Source organism: Variovorax sp. V15 (genome assembly GCF_041154425.1).
Lineage (GTDB): Bacteria > Pseudomonadota > Gammaproteobacteria > Burkholderiales > Burkholderiaceae_C > Variovorax > Variovorax guangxiensis.
On the sequence record NZ_AP028659.1, the window covers coordinates 2,899,421 to 2,914,895 of the forward strand.

The following is a 15,475-nucleotide window of genomic DNA, read 5'->3' on the forward strand; positions in this document are numbered from 1 at the left end:
CTCAGTTGTAGGGAGGATCAGTTTACCGACGCATGGCGCGATTGCCTCCCATGAAATTGCCACCCTTGGGCTTCCATATGGACTTCCCGAGGGCGTGCCTCATGAACTCCTTCAGGCCCTGCTTGAGGAGGTCGTCCTTCTGTGTTTGGATGGCCTTGGTGGCGTCCTTCGCCATTGCCTCGGTCCAGTAGCGCACGGCCAGCGCCAGGGCGTCTAGGCGGTCGTCCTTCGCCAGGCTGTTGCGGTCTCGCGTGAGTCGCGTCATCTGATAAAACAGGCCGTACTTCGGATCGTCCACGGAGGTCCTGTAGTCCTCCTCGATCACCTTGGGGTCTACCACCAGGCGGTGAGAGGCCATCACCGGTTCGAGCGTGTCGATGATCCGCGCTTCCTTCTGCGTGGTGGATCGATCGGTGTCTTCTACGGTACAGGGGTAGATGCGACCGAGTACCGGCTTCAGCAGTTGATTGAACATGCCGTCGCCGAAGTTCGGTTCCACGAGGATGAGCTTCACGGCATTGGCCTTGGCGACGTTCGCCAGCTTCACCAACACCTCTTCGTCGTAGCCACCCTTCAGGCCGCCCGCAGCCACCAGGTAGAGGAACCCGTTGAGGTTCTTCACCACGGCGTAGGCGGTCTCGTCCTTGCCGCGACCTGAGGGGTCGATGGCCATCACGCACCCGCTATACGGGCCGACCTCTTCGGATTTCCAGAAGGGGCGGTAGTAGCGGTCACCGGAGAGGCCCGTGGCGTGGAGGTCAGAGCACACCAGCTCGGGGCTCGTGGCCCATGCGAGCTTCATCGGCGCAAGCTCAGGACTGCACGACATCACGATGAGGTCAGACAGTTTCAGCGGGTACTTGTCCGCGTCCGACAGCGAGGTGTCGAGCATGAACTGGAGCGCGAAGCCGCCGCGCCCGTAGGACACCCGGCGCTCCATCAGGTCCTCGTCAGAGAACCGCATGGGGTCAGTGGTGCGTCCTTGGAGGCTGGGGTTCTTCTCCAGCTTCAGCGTGATGTACGGGGCAAGGCGCCCCTTGTAGGCCGCGATCTGTTCCAACGTGGGGTACAGGGCGGGCCACACACGAACCTCGTAGCCGCGCTCTGGGAGGTCGTTGTAGAGGCTCATCTCCGTCTGCGGGGTGCCGAGGTAGATCACCCGGCCGCCTGGCTTCAAGATGGCGTCGAACTCTTTCACGCGCTCGCTGAGGCGGTCGCGCATCATCTGCGTGAGGGCGTTGTTCGGAACCTCTACGTCATCGGCCACGATCACGTTTGCACGCGAGCCGGTGAGTTGCCCGTAGAGGCCCACGGACTTGACCGAGGGAGAGTGGTCGGCGAGCGCCGGTCCCACGTCGAAGGCGAGCATGGAATCACGCTGATCGCCCGTAGGCTTCAGGTGCATCACGCACGGCATCTCCGCGATGATCCGTTTCACGAAGGTGGAGAACTGGTCCGCTCGATCTTTCGATGCGGAGACCACAAGGACCTTCTGTTGCGGGTCATTCCAGAGAAGCCACACCACGAGGCCGGCTGTGAGCCATGACTTCCCGACACCGCGGAATGCCTCAATGATGGAACGCCGAGGACCATGCTGGAGGTACTTGGCGATGTCGTACTGAATCTCCGTGGGGTTCGGGAGGTTCAGGTGCTTCCACAGCATGAAGATGAACTTGCGGAAGTCTTTGCGAGCCGGGTGGATGGCCTCGGCAATGGGCGTCAGAGGGACGCGAGGGAAGGGGGCTTGAGATACTTTGGGTTTGAGGGGAGGGCTCGTCACGCGGGCCTCGTATGGGCTCTACACGCGCACGAAAAAGCCCGCCGAGGGGAACACCCCAGGGCGGGCCGAAAGCGGCGTGTAGAGCGGTTAGTGAGCTGGAGTAGCCGTGCCCAGCAGCTCGTCATCGAACACAGGCAATTCCATGAGTTCGCCTAGTGGTGAACCCTTCGGGGCCTCGGCTTCGATCTTGTTGTCCTTCAGGAACTGGCGAGCGACATTGAGGAGGGCCGGGTTGGGCTTGCCGTCCTCGTCCTTGAATGCCAAGCCTTCCTTGAGGACCTCTGCGAGCTTGGCGTGCAGCTCGGCCAGCGCCTTCTCGGATGCACGCTTGGATGTCATAGGAACACCTTCAGGGCGGCGAAAGCCTGCTTGAGGCCGATCACCTGAGAGAGGAATGCTAGGGCCGCACCGCAGGCCACCCACTTGATGGTCTGAAGGTTCTTCTCGATGCCCTGCAGGGTCTTGCGGAGAGCCGCGTGCTCCTCGGTGTACTCGGTGCGCAGCGCCTTATGGGCCGCCTCGGATTGGTCCTGGCGGTACTCCAAGATGGTGACCCGAGCGTCAATCGTTTGGTCTTCTGTGGGCATTGCTTAGAGGGTTGCAGCGGTTGTGAACAGTGCGTCCAGGACCTCATCGGAAAGTCCCATAGAGGTGGACAGTAGGGCCACGATAGGAGAGCGGCGCTCCACGGAGGCGGCAAACTCCCATTCGATCTTTGCGGCTTCGCGTTGAGGACTGGGAAGGGCGGCGATGGCCGCATCTACCCCGTTCAGCTTCCCGGCTCCAAGGAGCGCGAGGCGTGCTTGACGCATGGTGATGACCGAGGGAACGTAAGGCGTAGCTACGGGCGCGATGAGTTCGGGGAGTCCTTGGCTGTTTGGCGCATAACTCTTCCCCACGACAGTCTCATAGACCTCGGTGCTGATAGCGCGGACATCCTCCGGCATGCGGTCGCCGTGAATCACTTCGCAGTAGAAGCCGTTCGTTGAGGGGCTGTAAAACATTTGCATTTGGGTCTTTCGTTATTCGCCGATGGCTTGCCAAAAGGCACCCTGATTGCCAGCCGTGGAAGCGTTGAAGATGTTGAACGAGGCGTTGTTGACCAGGGCGGCGCCGACCACGGCGTTGCTGAAAGCCGAGCCAGCAATCGTCACCACGATCCCGTGACACGCATTCGGAAAAGAAATCGGAAAGCCGACTAGCAACGCGGCGTTGCTTCCGGGAATCGTTACGGTTCCCCATTGGATGATCTTGCCGCTCGGCAGCTTGCACCAGTTAGTGCCCTTCGGGAATTCATCCGAAAACATCTGCATGGTTGCGACGCGGGTGGACCTTGTTCCCACCGAGGGGTTTGGCGCAGTGGGCGTTCCCGTCAAGGCTGCGTTGGCAAGAATGGACGCGACAGTCGGTACGGTGGGAATGTCGGAGGCTTTGGCGAGAGCTGTCCCGCCTGCTGTGCTTCCGTCATGAACCACGAGGGTCTTCTTGGTAACGTCCATCGTGACTTCACCCGAAGCTCCGGTGAATGTGGCATGTTGCGTGGTGGTACCACGGCGTAGTTGAAGCGTTGTTGCAGTTGCCATTAGATGCTTCCGAGGTCGAGGTTGGTGGCGAGGGCGGATACCCCCACATTGGTGAGAGCCGACCCGTCCCCTGCGAGCTTTGGCGCGGAGAGCAGGCCGGTGGAGGGTTTGAAGGTGAGGGTGGTGGATGTCTTGCGGACCACCGCCCCCGTAGCAGTCGCGCCCAGGATCAGGTAGTGGTCCGCCGAGCTACCGCCTGCATCCACAACCGCTGCGGATGCGCCCAAGGCGATTTCCGCAGAAGCTGCCGCAGAGGTCGCCGAGCTTTTCGCCAGGTCCACCGCAGCGACCAAGCCAGGGCCTGATAGCAAAACATCAGGGCGGGCGGCAAGTGTTCGCACTGAGGCGATGTCATCCGCAACGGTCTTGATCGAACCCTGCTGCGTGTTGCCGGGGACCAGCGGACTATCAGTTATTGCCCCCAAGTCCGAGCCCATGTAGTTGAGGCCGGTCAAGTCAGCGGAAATTGCGCGGACCGAAGCCGACTCCACTGCTGCGGTGGTCAGCGCGGCACTCACGGCTGCGGAAGTCTGACTGAGAGAGGCGGCCTGCGCGGCGGCCTGAGCTTGGTCGCGCAGCGTTGTGATGGGTCCTGAGACCTGCGCGGAGAACTGCCGCTGCGTCATCGCATCGCCAGGCAGCGTGCCATCCGCCAAGTTACTCATGCGGCGGCCGTCTGCGTTGTACGAACCATCAGGGCCTAGCCGCAATGCCCCTACAACATAGTCGCGGGACTCCTCGGCGAGATACCCGCTGTATTTGGCGAGGAGGTCAAGGTCTACCTCGGTCAGAATCGAGCCGTCCTCGAAGTCCACCGGGGAGGTCCCTGTAGGTGTCTCGCGGCGGACATCGACAAGGCTTCCCTGCGGCGGCGGGTAGCTTGTCTCCAGAAGGCCATCGTTGAGCCATCCGATGCCCTCTTGCTCCACCGCGTCCACGCGAACCTTGACGTGCTCGCGGGCGAAGAAGGGGAAGGGCACGGCAAACTTGCGGGTCACGCCGTCGCCGAAATATTGTGCGTAGGCTGCGGACAAATTAGTCGCTCCTAAAAAGAGAAACCCCCGAGGCGTGAACCTGCGGGGGCCAGAAAGGGACGGCGAAGGGTTACTTCGTGGCGTCCTCGTCGGTGGGGTAGTCGTTCGCCAAGGCGTTGAGGAACGGGGCTACCAATGCGGTGTTGTTGAGGGGTAGCAGTCGGCCCCACGTCTTGATGTCCCGCTGCGTGGTCTGGAGGTCATCCGAGACACCGTTGCGAACCATCTTTCCGAGGGACAACACTCCGTTGACTGCCTGAAGCGTCGGGTTGCTTGCGAAGCTCGTCACGTCTGAGGTGGTCCGAGTGCCAGCGAACATGGCTCCAGTGAAGTTGCCGAGGGTGGTGTCATATGCCGTGGGCAGTAGCGATGCCTGGCTGATCCGGCCAAAGCTGTTCGCCACGATCTGCTTCGTGCTCATCCGCTTGTCGAGAAACTCTTGCTTCTTCGATTCGTCCATGCCCATCGCGCTCAGCTGCGTCCGGCCCATGTAGGCCAGCGAGGCGAAGAACCCGCCATGGAGCACGGTCGAGAGCGTTGAGAAGTCCTTGTGGTTCATTGCGAACAACATCGACTTGTTCCAGCCGTGAATCGAGAAGTTCATGAACTGGAACACCGTCTTGCCCAGCGTGGTTCCCATGAGGGGCACCATGGAGGCCAGGTCGTTCTCTTGCACCACGCGGCGGGTCTCGCGGTGCAGCGCATTCATCAGCATGGAGTTCATCTCGGGCTCGGCCTTGGCGAACGCCTTGATGTCGAAGTTGTGCTTCGTCCCGTAGTCGCCCTTGCCGGTGCCCTTTGTGTGAGCCGCGATGGCTTTGTTGAGGTTGGCGTAGTCCGCCTCGCTCATGCCCATCCAGGCGAGCCGATCCTTCGAGAGGAACTTGCTCGGCGAGCCGTTCGCTGCGTTCACGAAGTGATTCACCAGCGCGATTGCATGGATGCGTTTCTGCTGGATCATCGTGCCCGTCATGCCGGTGTAGTCGAGCACACCCTTGGCGACCTTCTTGGTGCCGCTGTCGAGTGCGTCGAGGCGTCGATTCATGGGCGTGTCGCCCTTGTAGCGGACCCAATCGTCCTTCGGGCTGAAGTCCAGGCGGGCCACGTACTCTGACCCAACGCCCCCGATGGTGTTCTCAAGGTGGTCTAGGAAGTCATGCGGGGCCTTGCCCGTGGCGATGTCGCGGCGGATGGCTCGGAGTTCACTGGCGGCGCCGAGTGTCGCCTTCCATCCCATCGAGCCCACGATCTGCGAGAGTTCGGAGACCTGATTCCAGACTGCACCGCCCATCAGGCGAATCACGTTAAAGTCGCGCCACTGGCTCATCGCCTTGTTGAGCATCGAGAACTCCTCTTGGGGAATCCCTTGGATGCGATCCACGGCGAACTTCAGGTCCTTCTTCGCCTGCACGGCAGCGGCCTCGCTGAATCCCTCGGCGCCGAACGTCTTGGCCGTGGCCTTGTCGATCAGGGAGCCGATGTCGGATTGCTTGTAGATGTCGAGCCGGTCAGCCAAGGCGATGCTCGAAGCGGTGCGCCGGAAGTACGACTCGGACACGTCGAGGGCGTTGGACTTGATGAAGTCGTTGATGGTGATTTCAGCATCGGCATCCTCGCCAGCCTTCCGCCACTTCTCCGTGTGGGTCTCAGAGATGGTGTTCCGATGGCGCAGGCTTGAGGCTGTCCGCCCGGCATCCTTCGAGGGGTCCTTGAACATGTCCCGCATGAGCGCTCGGGCATCACTCTCGGTGAAACCGCCGTTGCGCACGAGGGACTCCAGAAGGGCCTTCTCGTCGTAGCCGGTCATCATCTCTTCGAGGTGGTCGGCGGAGCGGTTCATGTGCGCTTCCTCCACCGTCCGGGCGTACCAGCCTGCCCACTTGCGAGCCTGTTCCGGGGTGCGGTCAGGAGATGCCTTCAGGAAAGCGTTAGCCCACCACGATTCGACCGCCTCGCGGCCCCAGGTGCGGACCATCTCGTCCCACTTGCGGGCGTCGTGCTTGCGCGGCAGGTAGTTGGCGTTCTTCTCCAGCTTGCCCACCAGCATGACTTCCCCGGTGATGTCGTCGCGGACCTCGGTTTCCGTGAGGCCCTTCTTGAATCCTCCCTCCCGGAGTGCGGGGTTGTTGATTTCGTCCGCCACGTTGGCATAGAGCTTTCGCAGATGGTCGCCCGCACGCTTCACCTCGGGGTGGAAGTCCCCATCGAAGCCGCGCACGTAGTTGCCCACCTGAGTTCCGAAGTCCTCGAATGCCTCGCCTTTCTCGTGGAACTTCTTCCCGGACTCCTTGAACCAGTTGTCGAAGGCGCCGTAGGCCGTCTTGCGCATGTCCGCAGTCCAGCCCTCGGCACGCATTACGGTGTCGTCCCAGGCGTTCCTTTCGACCACCGCATGGCCCTTGTGCCCGGTCGTTGAGCCGAACAGTTTGGACGCGAGCTGGCGGACCGCTGGAGGCAGCTTCTTGTTCATTAGCTTGTGCTCCAGGCCGAGGCCCCAACCGTAGACGGTGGGGATGTCCGCCGCGTCTGCTGCGACTGCGTCCACCTTCGAGATGTGCTCGCCGGTCGGCTCGAACTGAGAGGTCACCTTGGGTTTCCCCTCGATGCCCGACTTCCGCAAGAGGTGGTCGCTAAGGTCGATCAGCTTGGCATAGGCTGTGCCCTCGCTCGGGGTCATCCCCAGCAGCTTCCGAAGGCCGTCCGTGAACTTCGTCCACAGGGTGGTCTTGGGGCCGTCTACCTGCACGGTCTTGAGCCACTCTTGGAAGGGCCGTTGGGTGAGCCCGTAGGAGATGAACTCGAACGAGTCTCCCATCTGGATGTTGAACTGTGGCGGGATTCCCTTTGCAGCCACATCCTTGTGCAGTTGCTCCAGCTCCTTGATGGCCTGAATGGACTTCGGGTGCATCCCTTGTGTCCGACCCGACTGCACGCGGAGCATCTTGTAGACGGTCGCGGCATGCAGCAGTTCGTGGACGAAGGTCTCCTCGTTGAGGCCGTGCGCAGCCTTGCCCCAGCCGTAGCCCCGGAGGGCCATCTGAATGCCGTCCCCGGAGGAGCCGTGGGGCGTCGAGACCAGGCCGAATGCGCCGTTGAGCATCTGCGCCACTCGGGCATCCACATTGAGCTTCCCGAGGTTGGCCTTCGGGTCAACCACATCAAAGCGGATCTTCCTCAGGTCGATGCCCTTGAGGGCGCGGTCCATCAGGGCCACGATGTCCGGATTCTTCGAGTAGGTCCGCACGTAGTCTGCGAGCTGGCTGAGCTTGCGGAGGTGAGGGAGGTCGAGGATGTTGGGCGCCCCGCGATTCGTGCGGTACACCGGGTCATCCCACTTCTCGTCCCAAGGCTTCGCTCGGCCTGGCTTCAGCGGGGGCTCATCAGGAATCCGTGGAGGGGCCTTGGCGTCGTCAAGAGGGGGTAGGCGCCCCTCATCGATGATCGGCCGTTGCGGACCTGCCGAGGGGCCTTCCCGAATGATTCCCACAGGGGGTGTCTCGGGGGCCTTGCCTGGCCGGTTGTTCAGCCAGTCATCCACGCCCTTCGCCCAACCAGGCTCGATCCCGGTTGCTGGTTTCCCGCCCGCGCCTTCGATTTCTCCCTTGAGGCCCTTCTTGCCCTCGCTCATTCCCCACTGGCGGAGGCGCCCCAGTTCTTCCTCCAATGCGCCAATCCGCTTCAAGCTTGCCGCGCCCCCCGAGAGTGCGCCGAGGCCGAAGCCGAACGCTCCCGAGATGTAAAGGTCGTCTGCTGTGGCTGTGGGTCGGTACTGGTTGGCTACGGCGTCATAGGCAACGTTCGTAGCAGCTCCCACGAGGCCCAGGCGAACGGCGTTGGAGAGCCGTGAGGCTTTCGTCAGCAGGCCCGCACCGCCTGCACCGGGGATGAACGCCAACAGGGTTGGGAGGTCGACAAGACCCCCAGCAACGCCACCTATCAGCGCTGGACCGACTCCCAGGTTGCCCAGCTCCTGTTCCTTCTGCATCGAGTCGCGCAGCCGCGCCGCTCGTTTGTCGAAACCTTCGCGTGTGCTGCTCTGCATCAGGTAGCCCCAGTAGTTCTGCGGGAACTGCTTGAGGGTGTCCTGAGCTTCCGGGGCGTTGAGGTCTAGAAAGTCCCCTGTGGCGACAGCTACGCCTTGGTCCTTCCAGAAGTTGTAAACCGTGTTCTGCGTCTGAAAGCCCAAGCTAATGGCATCAGGCAGATGACGCACGCCATTGATGACCCCACCGTACTCGTTGTCATGCTGGCGTTGGGCATAACCGAGTGCTGTGGCGGAGGGGCCGTCAGTAGGAGAAACTGTGGTTGCCGAGGTGAACTGCTCGCCCAAGGCTGGAGGCGGGGCGGTTCGCTTGGCGATTTCGTCTGCGGTCATCCCATGGAACTTCGCCAGGTAGCCCGCAGATTCCTTCCAGGGCTTCCCAGCCTGTAGCGCGGTAACGGCCTTTCCGCCCCCGTTGTAGTCCACGAGGGCGTAGTCCATGTTGCCATCGTGCTTCTTCAGAAGGTCCCGCATCTTCCTGCCTGCTGCATCTGCGGATTGCTGGAAGTCGTTGGGATCGGCTAGGCCGTATTCCTTGGCAGTGGCTGGCATGAACCCAAACCACCCTTGAGCACCTTTCGGGCTCAGCATGGCTTTGCCGAAGGCCGACTCGATGCCTGCCTGCTTGAACAATGTGCCTTCGGGTAGGCCGTACTTCCTCTCGGTTTCGAGAGTGAACTGACGGACTTCCCCCGTCGAGGTCGGTTGACCCATGTGCGTTCCTGTGTGAGAACCGAGGGGTGTCCCTCGGGTTGTTGATTACTTCCGCGACTTGCGGGCCGCGACTGCGGCTTGACCCTCGGGGGTCATCCAGAAGTCGGGGATGTTGCGCATCGGTGGCTCGGGCTCGGCAGGGCGTGGCGCCTTCTTCGGGAGCGTTCCGGCCTCCACTTGCTTGGCCCACTCGGAGATTCGTTCGCCCGCCGCTCGGGTGTCCTTGATGTCCTGTACCTTCGCGGCCATCTTCGTGGCGGCTTCTGCCACATCACCTTGTTCCTTTGCGGAGTACCACTTGGAGATGTCGTCCTTGGTCACGACAAACAGGGAGCGATCAGCGTTCTCCATTGGGATGCCGCCAACGTAGCCCCGGTATGCGCGTGTCGTTGGGTCGAACTCCAGGCGTACCTCGGAAGACTTGAAGCCCAGCTCCTTGGCGCGGGCCTTAGGAACCTCCTCGATGTACCGCTCGAACCACTCGTCCTGAGTGCGAGACTTCGGACCGGTGGGCATCTCGCTCCTGAGGTACACCGTGCCGTTCACCTTGGCGGAAACCGCTGGGTCCGAGAGGTACTTGGCGGATGCCGCGAGGGCATCTTCTGCGCTCCCATACTGTCCGCTGTGGGCGAGAAGCGTGGCGTACCGACGAAGGGTGCTCGTCATCTGCACCGTGTTCACGGATACGTTGTCCCCAAACGCCTTCTGTACCCAGTCCCATTTGTAGAAGGGATCGGCCTGAATCTTTCCGACTTCCGCGTGAACCTTCTTCACGAGCTTGTCGGTGTCGCTGCCGATCACGGCACCAGCATCCGCAGCCGTCGAAAGGCCAGCTGCATCATCGATGCTTCGTCCCATCTTCTTCAGGAACGCGATGTCGCTGAAGCGTGCGTATTGCTTTTCGCTCATCAGACTCCGGGCGTAGTCGCCGTAGGTGTCCAGCTTCTGGAAAAGCTCCACGGCCTGCTTGCCAGTCTCGTTCAGGGTCCCCGTGGGTTTTCCTTTGGAGTCCACCCCGATGGTGTTCAGGTTGTAGAAGCCTTGGTCCATCAGGTTGGCCCAGTCGGGGTGCTTGAGCCCGTTCTGCGCGAAGAAGCCTACCTGTTGCTCGAACGGGAGGTCCTTGGTGCGCTCCACTCCAATGCGCTCGGCCCGCTCCTTGACTTCCTTGTCGCTCAGCTCCTCGGACTCTCCAGACTTGCGAAGAACGAGTGGCTTCAGGGTGCCCATGACGCTAGGCAGATTGCCGGTGACCAGCGCGGATTCGATCTTGCGCGATGCTTCCGCATCTGATGCCGCGATGGCGCTCGCAATCTGAGACTTCCGAAGCTCCTCCTGCTGGTGCGCGATGGCCGCAAGGTTCGAGCGCTCCACTGCGTGAATCTGCGAGGAGGAGATGAAGTCCTTGTTTGCGGGGGACAGCGCCCATTCGCGGAACTTCGGTGTCAGCTCGCCCTTGCTCGCTTGATCCAGCCAAGGGAGCATCTCGTCATCAACCCGCTTCCTCTGCTGGCCCTCAAAAGAGGTGCGTGCATGGTTCTCATACGTGGCGCTTTTGGTTGCCCCAATGAACCCCCGAAGGGAGCCGATGCCGTCCATCTCGGTGTCGAGAAAGGACGTGAGGATGTCCTTCCGTCCCGACATGGCGATCCGCGTAGCCAGGTCCCCCATTACCTGCTTGCCCACGGCATCCGGTAGGGTCTTCGTGTGGCGCAGGAGCTGGTAGTCCTTCATGAGCGCCGCAGCGGCCTCTTCGGGTGTTCCCTTGAAGTCGCTACCGGCCACCCGGTTGAAGCTGTTCGCAAGGTAGTCCGTGGCCTGCACCGTGGCGTTGTCCACCCACACCTTGTCATTGATCTTTGAGACCTGATCCATCACCCGGTCGCGGGTCTGTGCGTATGCCTTGTCGAAGCCCGCAACGGCGAACTTGGATTGACCAGCGAGTGCAGTGTTGCGCCATTCCGTGAGGTAGCTGTCCGCCTCCTCGGGGGAGTTGAACTTCAGTTCCCCGGTGGTGAGCTTGGTCGTGAGGTCACGCATGCCCGCTTCGTGGGTGTTCACCCCCCAAATGTGCTGCGCGGTGCCCACGAACACGGGTGATTGCGAGGGCATCATCTTGCCCTCCTTGATGGCCTTCCCGAGTTCCCCTACGGTCATCGATTGCGCCCACCGCTTGGCGGCTGCTGCGTCTTCATCTTCCTTCTTGCGGGCCAGCGTATCGGCCAGTCCTGCGCCATCCGCAAAAGCGTTCGCAAGGGCTTTCCATCGGGTGTCCTCAACGGGCCTCCCGGTTTGCTCGGTGAGCGCCACGGGGGATGCCTGCGTGCGTAGCTGCTGGCCGCCGAAGTTGTCGTTGATCTGAAGTCGGCTCATGCTCCCGCCTTTGTCTGCGTGCGCTGCTGCGAGGTCGCGTATGCGTTCGAGACCCGGAGGCCTGCCCCGATGAAGTCGAGGACACCCGGCCCGGATTGATCGCGGATGCCTGCGAGCTGGCTGCGCTGGTTGGTGCCGATGTTCGCCACGCGGTCATCGCGGGCATCCACAAGGCGGGCGTAGTTGGTCGCGCTCGTAGTTCCGGCCTCCAGGCCCTTACCTGCGAGGTCAAGGAGGAGGGCATCCACGGAGGCGCCGCCGACCCCTGCGGCACCCGCCGAGACGCGAGCGGAGGCGAGACGGGATGCCTTCTCGCGCTCGATCTGGTTCATCTCTACCGTGGCGTTCTCGCGGTCTTCGATGCCTTGGCGATTTGCCTGCGCATAGTTCTCTATTGCTGCGGCGTTGACCGCTACCCGCTGCTGAGCGTTCGCGGCGTTCACGTTCTTCGCTGTCTGTTGCTGGTTGACCAGGCCGATGCCCGCTGAGAGCGCCGTGCCCACCAGCAGGATGGTCGTAGGTTCACACATTGGTTCTCCAGAATGGGAGGAAGTGGGGGCGCGTGCCGTAGGTCTCGGCCACCGTGAACCCGAGCCATTTCAGCCAACGGATGTGTACGGTGTTGCCCTCCCATACTTCGTTGTAGAGGGTGGGGAAGTCGTCATGGAGGCGCATGAGCTGCGGGCGGCAGTCCTTCAGGAAGCTCCGTTTGATGTCCAGCAGGCCATCGCTAGCGAGTAGCCACGGGCTACCCAAGCGAGGTGCCAGGGCAACGCACCCGCCAATCGCCACCACGTCCCCGTGAGGGCCGACTACTGCGGTCGGGTTCTCGCTCCTTACGATTCCCCGCATGAGGCTGTCGTAGGGACTCGGGGAGCCTGCCAGTGCGATTTCGGTCCGGTCGGCCTCCCGTAGCGTCAGCGCCAGCTCGGCGGCGTCGTCGGGAGTTGCAGTCCTTAGGGTCAAGCTAGACATGCTGCCCTCGCGCTACGTGATAGCCCTCCCAGTCGATGCTTATGAACGCCGAGGGGTTTGGGGTGTCGTTAATCAGGGTGACCTCCGATGCCGTATTCCGCGACATCACAGGGACTGCGAATCGGCCGGAGTTGCCGTTGGCTGCGCCGATGGTGGCGGAGAGAGTCCCGAGGTTCTTTGTAGTGCACCGGTAGTCCACCGTGGGGTAGCCAAGGCGGGACACTCGCACGTCGAAGGCCCCAGCTTCCGCATAGTTGACCCATGCGCGAGTCACCTGTGTGCGCCCGCGTGTCACCCCGGCCTGCCCGCTACCTGCTGCTTCCCGGACGAAGAAGCATCCCAGCGTGCCCATGAACGTGAACTGTCTCCCGACCTCCACAGTGCATCCGGTCAGGTCGCCCGCTACGGTGAACGTTTGCGAGCCCACGTTGACACTCACGTCGCGGATCACTCCGGCTTTGAGCTTCGAGCTGCCCTTCACGATGATTGCAAAGTAGTGCGAGAAGTCTGGTTGGAAGGGAACCTGAAAGGTGCTCACGGGAGGGTAGACACCCGGCCCAGTCGCCGTTATCGCGGCAGGCTGTATCGTGACTCGCCGGTCCACTCGGTAAGCACGCGCCGCAGTCAGGTCGAGTCGCTCCACGTTGGTCGAGGTCCCGCCTGTCGATGTGCGGCGCTCGATGAGCATGTGCAATGTGGTGCCTTGAACTCCGATTGCTCGGATGTTGCTTGAGTCGCCAAACTCCCACCTGTGCCACGCACTCTGAAGCCGCTCAGCTCCGTTGGTATAGAACTGGTAGGTATAGAGGGCGTTAGGCTCACTACGGCTCAGCGCGACCAGCAGGCTATTCACTGGGCTGATCGCAATCTTGTGGACCCCCTTGGGGATGTACTCGGGGACATGACCGCTCACGTCTCCCGCCTGTGCCTTACTGTCGATGCCGTCCAAGTAGAAGTTGTAGAACGATGTCCAATCCCCACGATCCACCGGGAAGTAGAGGGTGGACCCCAAGCCCGCAGGACGCACGCTGGATGAACACTCGAAGTCCGTCACCCGTTGGGTGCTCGCGTTCTTCGGCGTCAATGCGCTATCGCTCTGAAGCTCGAACTGGGCGGTGTCGGAGAACATGAAGAGGCGCTGGCCGAATGCCACGGCGTGGCGCAGGATGGACAGCTTTGAGGTGCTCGTGACGGTTCCCGATACGGGGTCCGAGTCGAGGAGGCTGGTGACCGTGGTGCGGTAGAAGTTGAAGTAGTCGCCCGTCTCGGAGAAGTCGAACGATTCCCCCGAAAGAATCCCCATGCGGTCCTGATAGAAAAACAAATCGTTGATCTGCTTCCCCACAAAGTCCGGGCCGGGATTGGTCTCCGGGTCACCCACGGTTTGAGCGCTCCACGGCAAGCTGCGAATCATGAACCCCGAGGCGTAGGGCGTGAGTCGAACGGGCATCGTGTTCGCATCGAGAGTGAACGAAGTCTGCGTGGGATCAGGCACCTCACGCCACACGTTCTCCGAGCTATCGAAGCGCAGGTAGTAGTCGCCTGCGGCCGTTGCATCCCCACCTTCGAGCTTCACATGGAAGCCGTTCGGGACCTTGCTTGACGGTAGTTCGGCAACGCTCCGGACGGACCGGTAGATGACTGCGCTTGCTGAGCCACCTTGGCCGTCCTCAACGGTAATCCCCGAGGGGGCGTTGGGGATGTGCATCACGGAGCCATTGAGGTTCACAGTGACACCCTTGTCGCGTAGTTGGGTTGCAAGGATGTTGGCGATCAGCGAGGTGTCCGCGAGAGGTGACATCCAGGCCGCTTGTCCGTCTGCGGTCGTCCATGCAGCCTCGCCGTAGCCTGGAACGTTCACCTTGTAGGTGCGCCCGTAGTTGCCCGCCTTGATCCACACAAGGGCCGGGCGGCTGGTGTCCACAGGGGCGATGGCCGACTTCTGCACCGTGACCGTGTTGTTGATGAGGAAAGTCGTATCGCCTTCCTTCACGGCCCTGATGGATGCAGGCGCGGCATTCAGGTAGGGAAACCAAAGCTCGGTGAAGGTAGAGCCGTTGGCGTCGTACACGGGCATTCTGTTGCCGGTGCTGTCGAGAACTCGCGCAACGCCTCCCGAGATGTGGAGCCAGAAGACCCCTCGAGAACCGTAGTCGAGCATCTCGTAGTAGCCCTCTCCGGAGGTCTGTGCGATCCCCGCGTGTACCGTACCGGCCCTCTTTGCGAGTCCCGTTGCGGGAGAAGAGTAACCGTTGAGCTGTGCCCGCATGTGGGACGGAAGGCGCAGTAGCTCGGGCTGCTGAGACACTCCACCGATCAGGTTGGGAATGCTTGCGTTGATCTGCGTCATTTACTACGGCGCAGCATCCGGCGCATATCGGGGGAGTTGAAGATGTTGTGGTCCGCGTTGCGCCCGAGGGAGCGCCGGAACGACATGAGGGCTTCGCGTTCGTCTTCTGCCGTGAAGGTGGCGAGCGTGGTGGAGCCCACCTGGCGCTTCTGAAAGACGCGGCACGCTCGAACCGCGATGTACCGGCGAGCGGACTCCGGGAGGTCACCGAAAGGGAGGAGGACAACCATGTCCACGGTGAGCGGCGCGGTGAACTTGTAGGTGTGGTTCACGCGGTCGTAGAGGCGGCGGCCCCGTAGGACGACATCAACGCCCTCGTCAGGGGACACCGTATCGATGTCCACGCAGTTAATCGGGACTTCAATTTCGCCTGTGAAAGCGCCCGGTTGCAGCTTCAGCGCCTTGTCGGTGTTGAAGTGATGGCCCTTCGATTGAATGTCCCGAGAGATTTCCGCCAGCGTGTTGATGGCGATGGCTGTGTCCAGCGAGGTGACACCAATGAGGGTGTTGACGGGTGCCTCGCCGATGGTTCCCAGCATCTGATTCACCGCGTCGAGTTCGGTGGTTGGAGTGAGGGTGGATGCCATAAGGCGCTTTCAAAGAAAAAAAAGGAGGCCCCCTTTC

Annotated in this window: 12 protein-coding genes; all 12 read right to left on the reverse strand. The window is 61.8% G+C overall.

Features of this window, described 5'->3' with window-relative positions; translation table 11 throughout:
- Nucleotides 1-22 precede the first annotated feature (22 nt).
- Nucleotides 23-1,780, reverse strand: a complete 1,758-nt coding sequence (terL, locus tag ACAM57_RS13620) for a phage terminase large subunit (protein ID WP_369662016.1) — start codon at nt 1,778-1,780, stop codon at nt 23-25.
- Between the two features lie 87 nt (nt 1,781-1,867).
- Nucleotides 1,868-2,119: a hypothetical protein gene (locus ACAM57_RS13625; protein WP_369662017.1), complete on the reverse strand. Its 252-nt coding sequence runs from the start codon at nt 2,117-2,119 to the stop codon at nt 1,868-1,870.
- The gene (locus ACAM57_RS13630) at nt 2,116-2,367 is read right to left on the reverse strand and encodes a hypothetical protein (RefSeq protein WP_369662018.1); all 252 of its coding nucleotides are present in this window, start codon (nt 2,365-2,367) and stop codon (nt 2,116-2,118) included. Before ACAM57_RS13630 ends, ACAM57_RS13625 begins: the two co-directional genes overlap by 4 nt.
- Nucleotides 2,368-2,370: 3 nt before the next feature.
- Nucleotides 2,371-2,790 carry a hypothetical protein gene (locus tag ACAM57_RS13635; RefSeq protein ID WP_369662019.1) on the reverse strand — a complete coding sequence of 140 codons (420 nt, stop codon included), beginning with the start codon at nt 2,788-2,790 and terminating at the stop codon, nt 2,371-2,373.
- 12 nt (nt 2,791-2,802) lie between these two features.
- Nucleotides 2,803-3,363: a hypothetical protein gene (locus tag ACAM57_RS13640; protein WP_369662020.1), complete on the reverse strand. Its 561-nt coding sequence runs from the start codon at nt 3,361-3,363 to the stop codon at nt 2,803-2,805.
- A complete protein-coding gene (locus ACAM57_RS13645) occupies nt 3,363-4,397 on the reverse strand; it encodes a phage tail fiber protein (protein ID WP_369662021.1) in 1,035 nt (344 codons plus the stop codon). Before ACAM57_RS13645 ends, ACAM57_RS13640 begins: the two co-directional genes overlap by 1 nt.
- Nucleotides 4,398-4,467: 70 nt before the next feature.
- Entirely contained in the window at nt 4,468-9,153 is a 4,686-nt protein-coding gene (locus tag ACAM57_RS13650) for a transglycosylase SLT domain-containing protein (protein WP_369662022.1), read from the reverse strand.
- Between the two features lie 45 nt (nt 9,154-9,198).
- Nucleotides 9,199-11,526 (reverse strand): hypothetical protein, encoded by a 2,328-nt coding sequence (locus ACAM57_RS13655; protein ID WP_369662023.1) that lies wholly within the window; start codon nt 11,524-11,526, stop codon nt 9,199-9,201.
- Nucleotides 11,523-12,056, reverse strand: a complete 534-nt coding sequence (locus ACAM57_RS13660) for a hypothetical protein (protein WP_369662024.1) — start codon at nt 12,054-12,056, stop codon at nt 11,523-11,525. The genes ACAM57_RS13655 and ACAM57_RS13660 overlap by 4 nt, the downstream gene beginning before the upstream one ends.
- The gene (locus ACAM57_RS13665) at nt 12,049-12,501 is read right to left on the reverse strand and encodes a phage protein Gp13 family protein (protein WP_369662025.1); all 453 of its coding nucleotides are present in this window, start codon (nt 12,499-12,501) and stop codon (nt 12,049-12,051) included. Before ACAM57_RS13665 ends, ACAM57_RS13660 begins: the two co-directional genes overlap by 8 nt.
- On the reverse strand, nt 12,494-14,851 hold the full coding sequence (locus ACAM57_RS13670; RefSeq protein WP_369662026.1) for a hypothetical protein: 2,358 nt from the start codon (nt 14,849-14,851) through the stop codon (nt 12,494-12,496). Before ACAM57_RS13670 ends, ACAM57_RS13665 begins: the two co-directional genes overlap by 8 nt.
- Entirely contained in the window at nt 14,848-15,438 is a 591-nt protein-coding gene (locus ACAM57_RS13675; RefSeq protein ID WP_369662027.1) for a hypothetical protein, read from the reverse strand. Before ACAM57_RS13675 ends, ACAM57_RS13670 begins: the two co-directional genes overlap by 4 nt.
- Nucleotides 15,439-15,475 lie beyond the last annotated feature (37 nt).

Bases quoted from the DNA above. Each gene is read 5' to 3' on its own strand.
- ACAM57_RS13625 (WP_369662017.1), bottom strand. From the start codon at position 2,119: ATGACATCCAAGCGTGCATCCGAGAAGGCGCTGGCCGAGCTGCACGCC.
- ACAM57_RS13630 (WP_369662018.1), bottom strand. From the start codon at position 2,367: ATGCCCACAGAAGACCAAACGATTGACGCTCGGGTCACCATCTTGGAG.
- ACAM57_RS13635 (WP_369662019.1), bottom strand. From the start codon at position 2,790: ATGCAAATGTTTTACAGCCCCTCAACGAACGGCTTCTACTGCGAAGTG.
- ACAM57_RS13640 (WP_369662020.1), bottom strand. From the start codon at position 3,363: ATGGCAACTGCAACAACGCTTCAACTACGCCGTGGTACCACCACGCAA.
- ACAM57_RS13650 (WP_369662022.1), bottom strand. From the start codon at position 9,153: ATGGGTCAACCGACCTCGACGGGGGAAGTCCGTCAGTTCACTCTCGAA.
- ACAM57_RS13655 (WP_369662023.1), bottom strand. From the start codon at position 11,526: ATGAGCCGACTTCAGATCAACGACAACTTCGGCGGCCAGCAGCTACGC.
- ACAM57_RS13660 (WP_369662024.1), bottom strand. From the start codon at position 12,056: ATGTGTGAACCTACGACCATCCTGCTGGTGGGCACGGCGCTCTCAGCG.
- ACAM57_RS13665 (WP_369662025.1), bottom strand. From the start codon at position 12,501: ATGTCTAGCTTGACCCTAAGGACTGCAACTCCCGACGACGCCGCCGAG.
- ACAM57_RS13670 (WP_369662026.1), bottom strand. From the start codon at position 14,851: ATGACGCAGATCAACGCAAGCATTCCCAACCTGATCGGTGGAGTGTCT.
- ACAM57_RS13675 (WP_369662027.1), bottom strand. From the start codon at position 15,438: ATGGCATCCACCCTCACTCCAACCACCGAACTCGACGCGGTGAATCAG.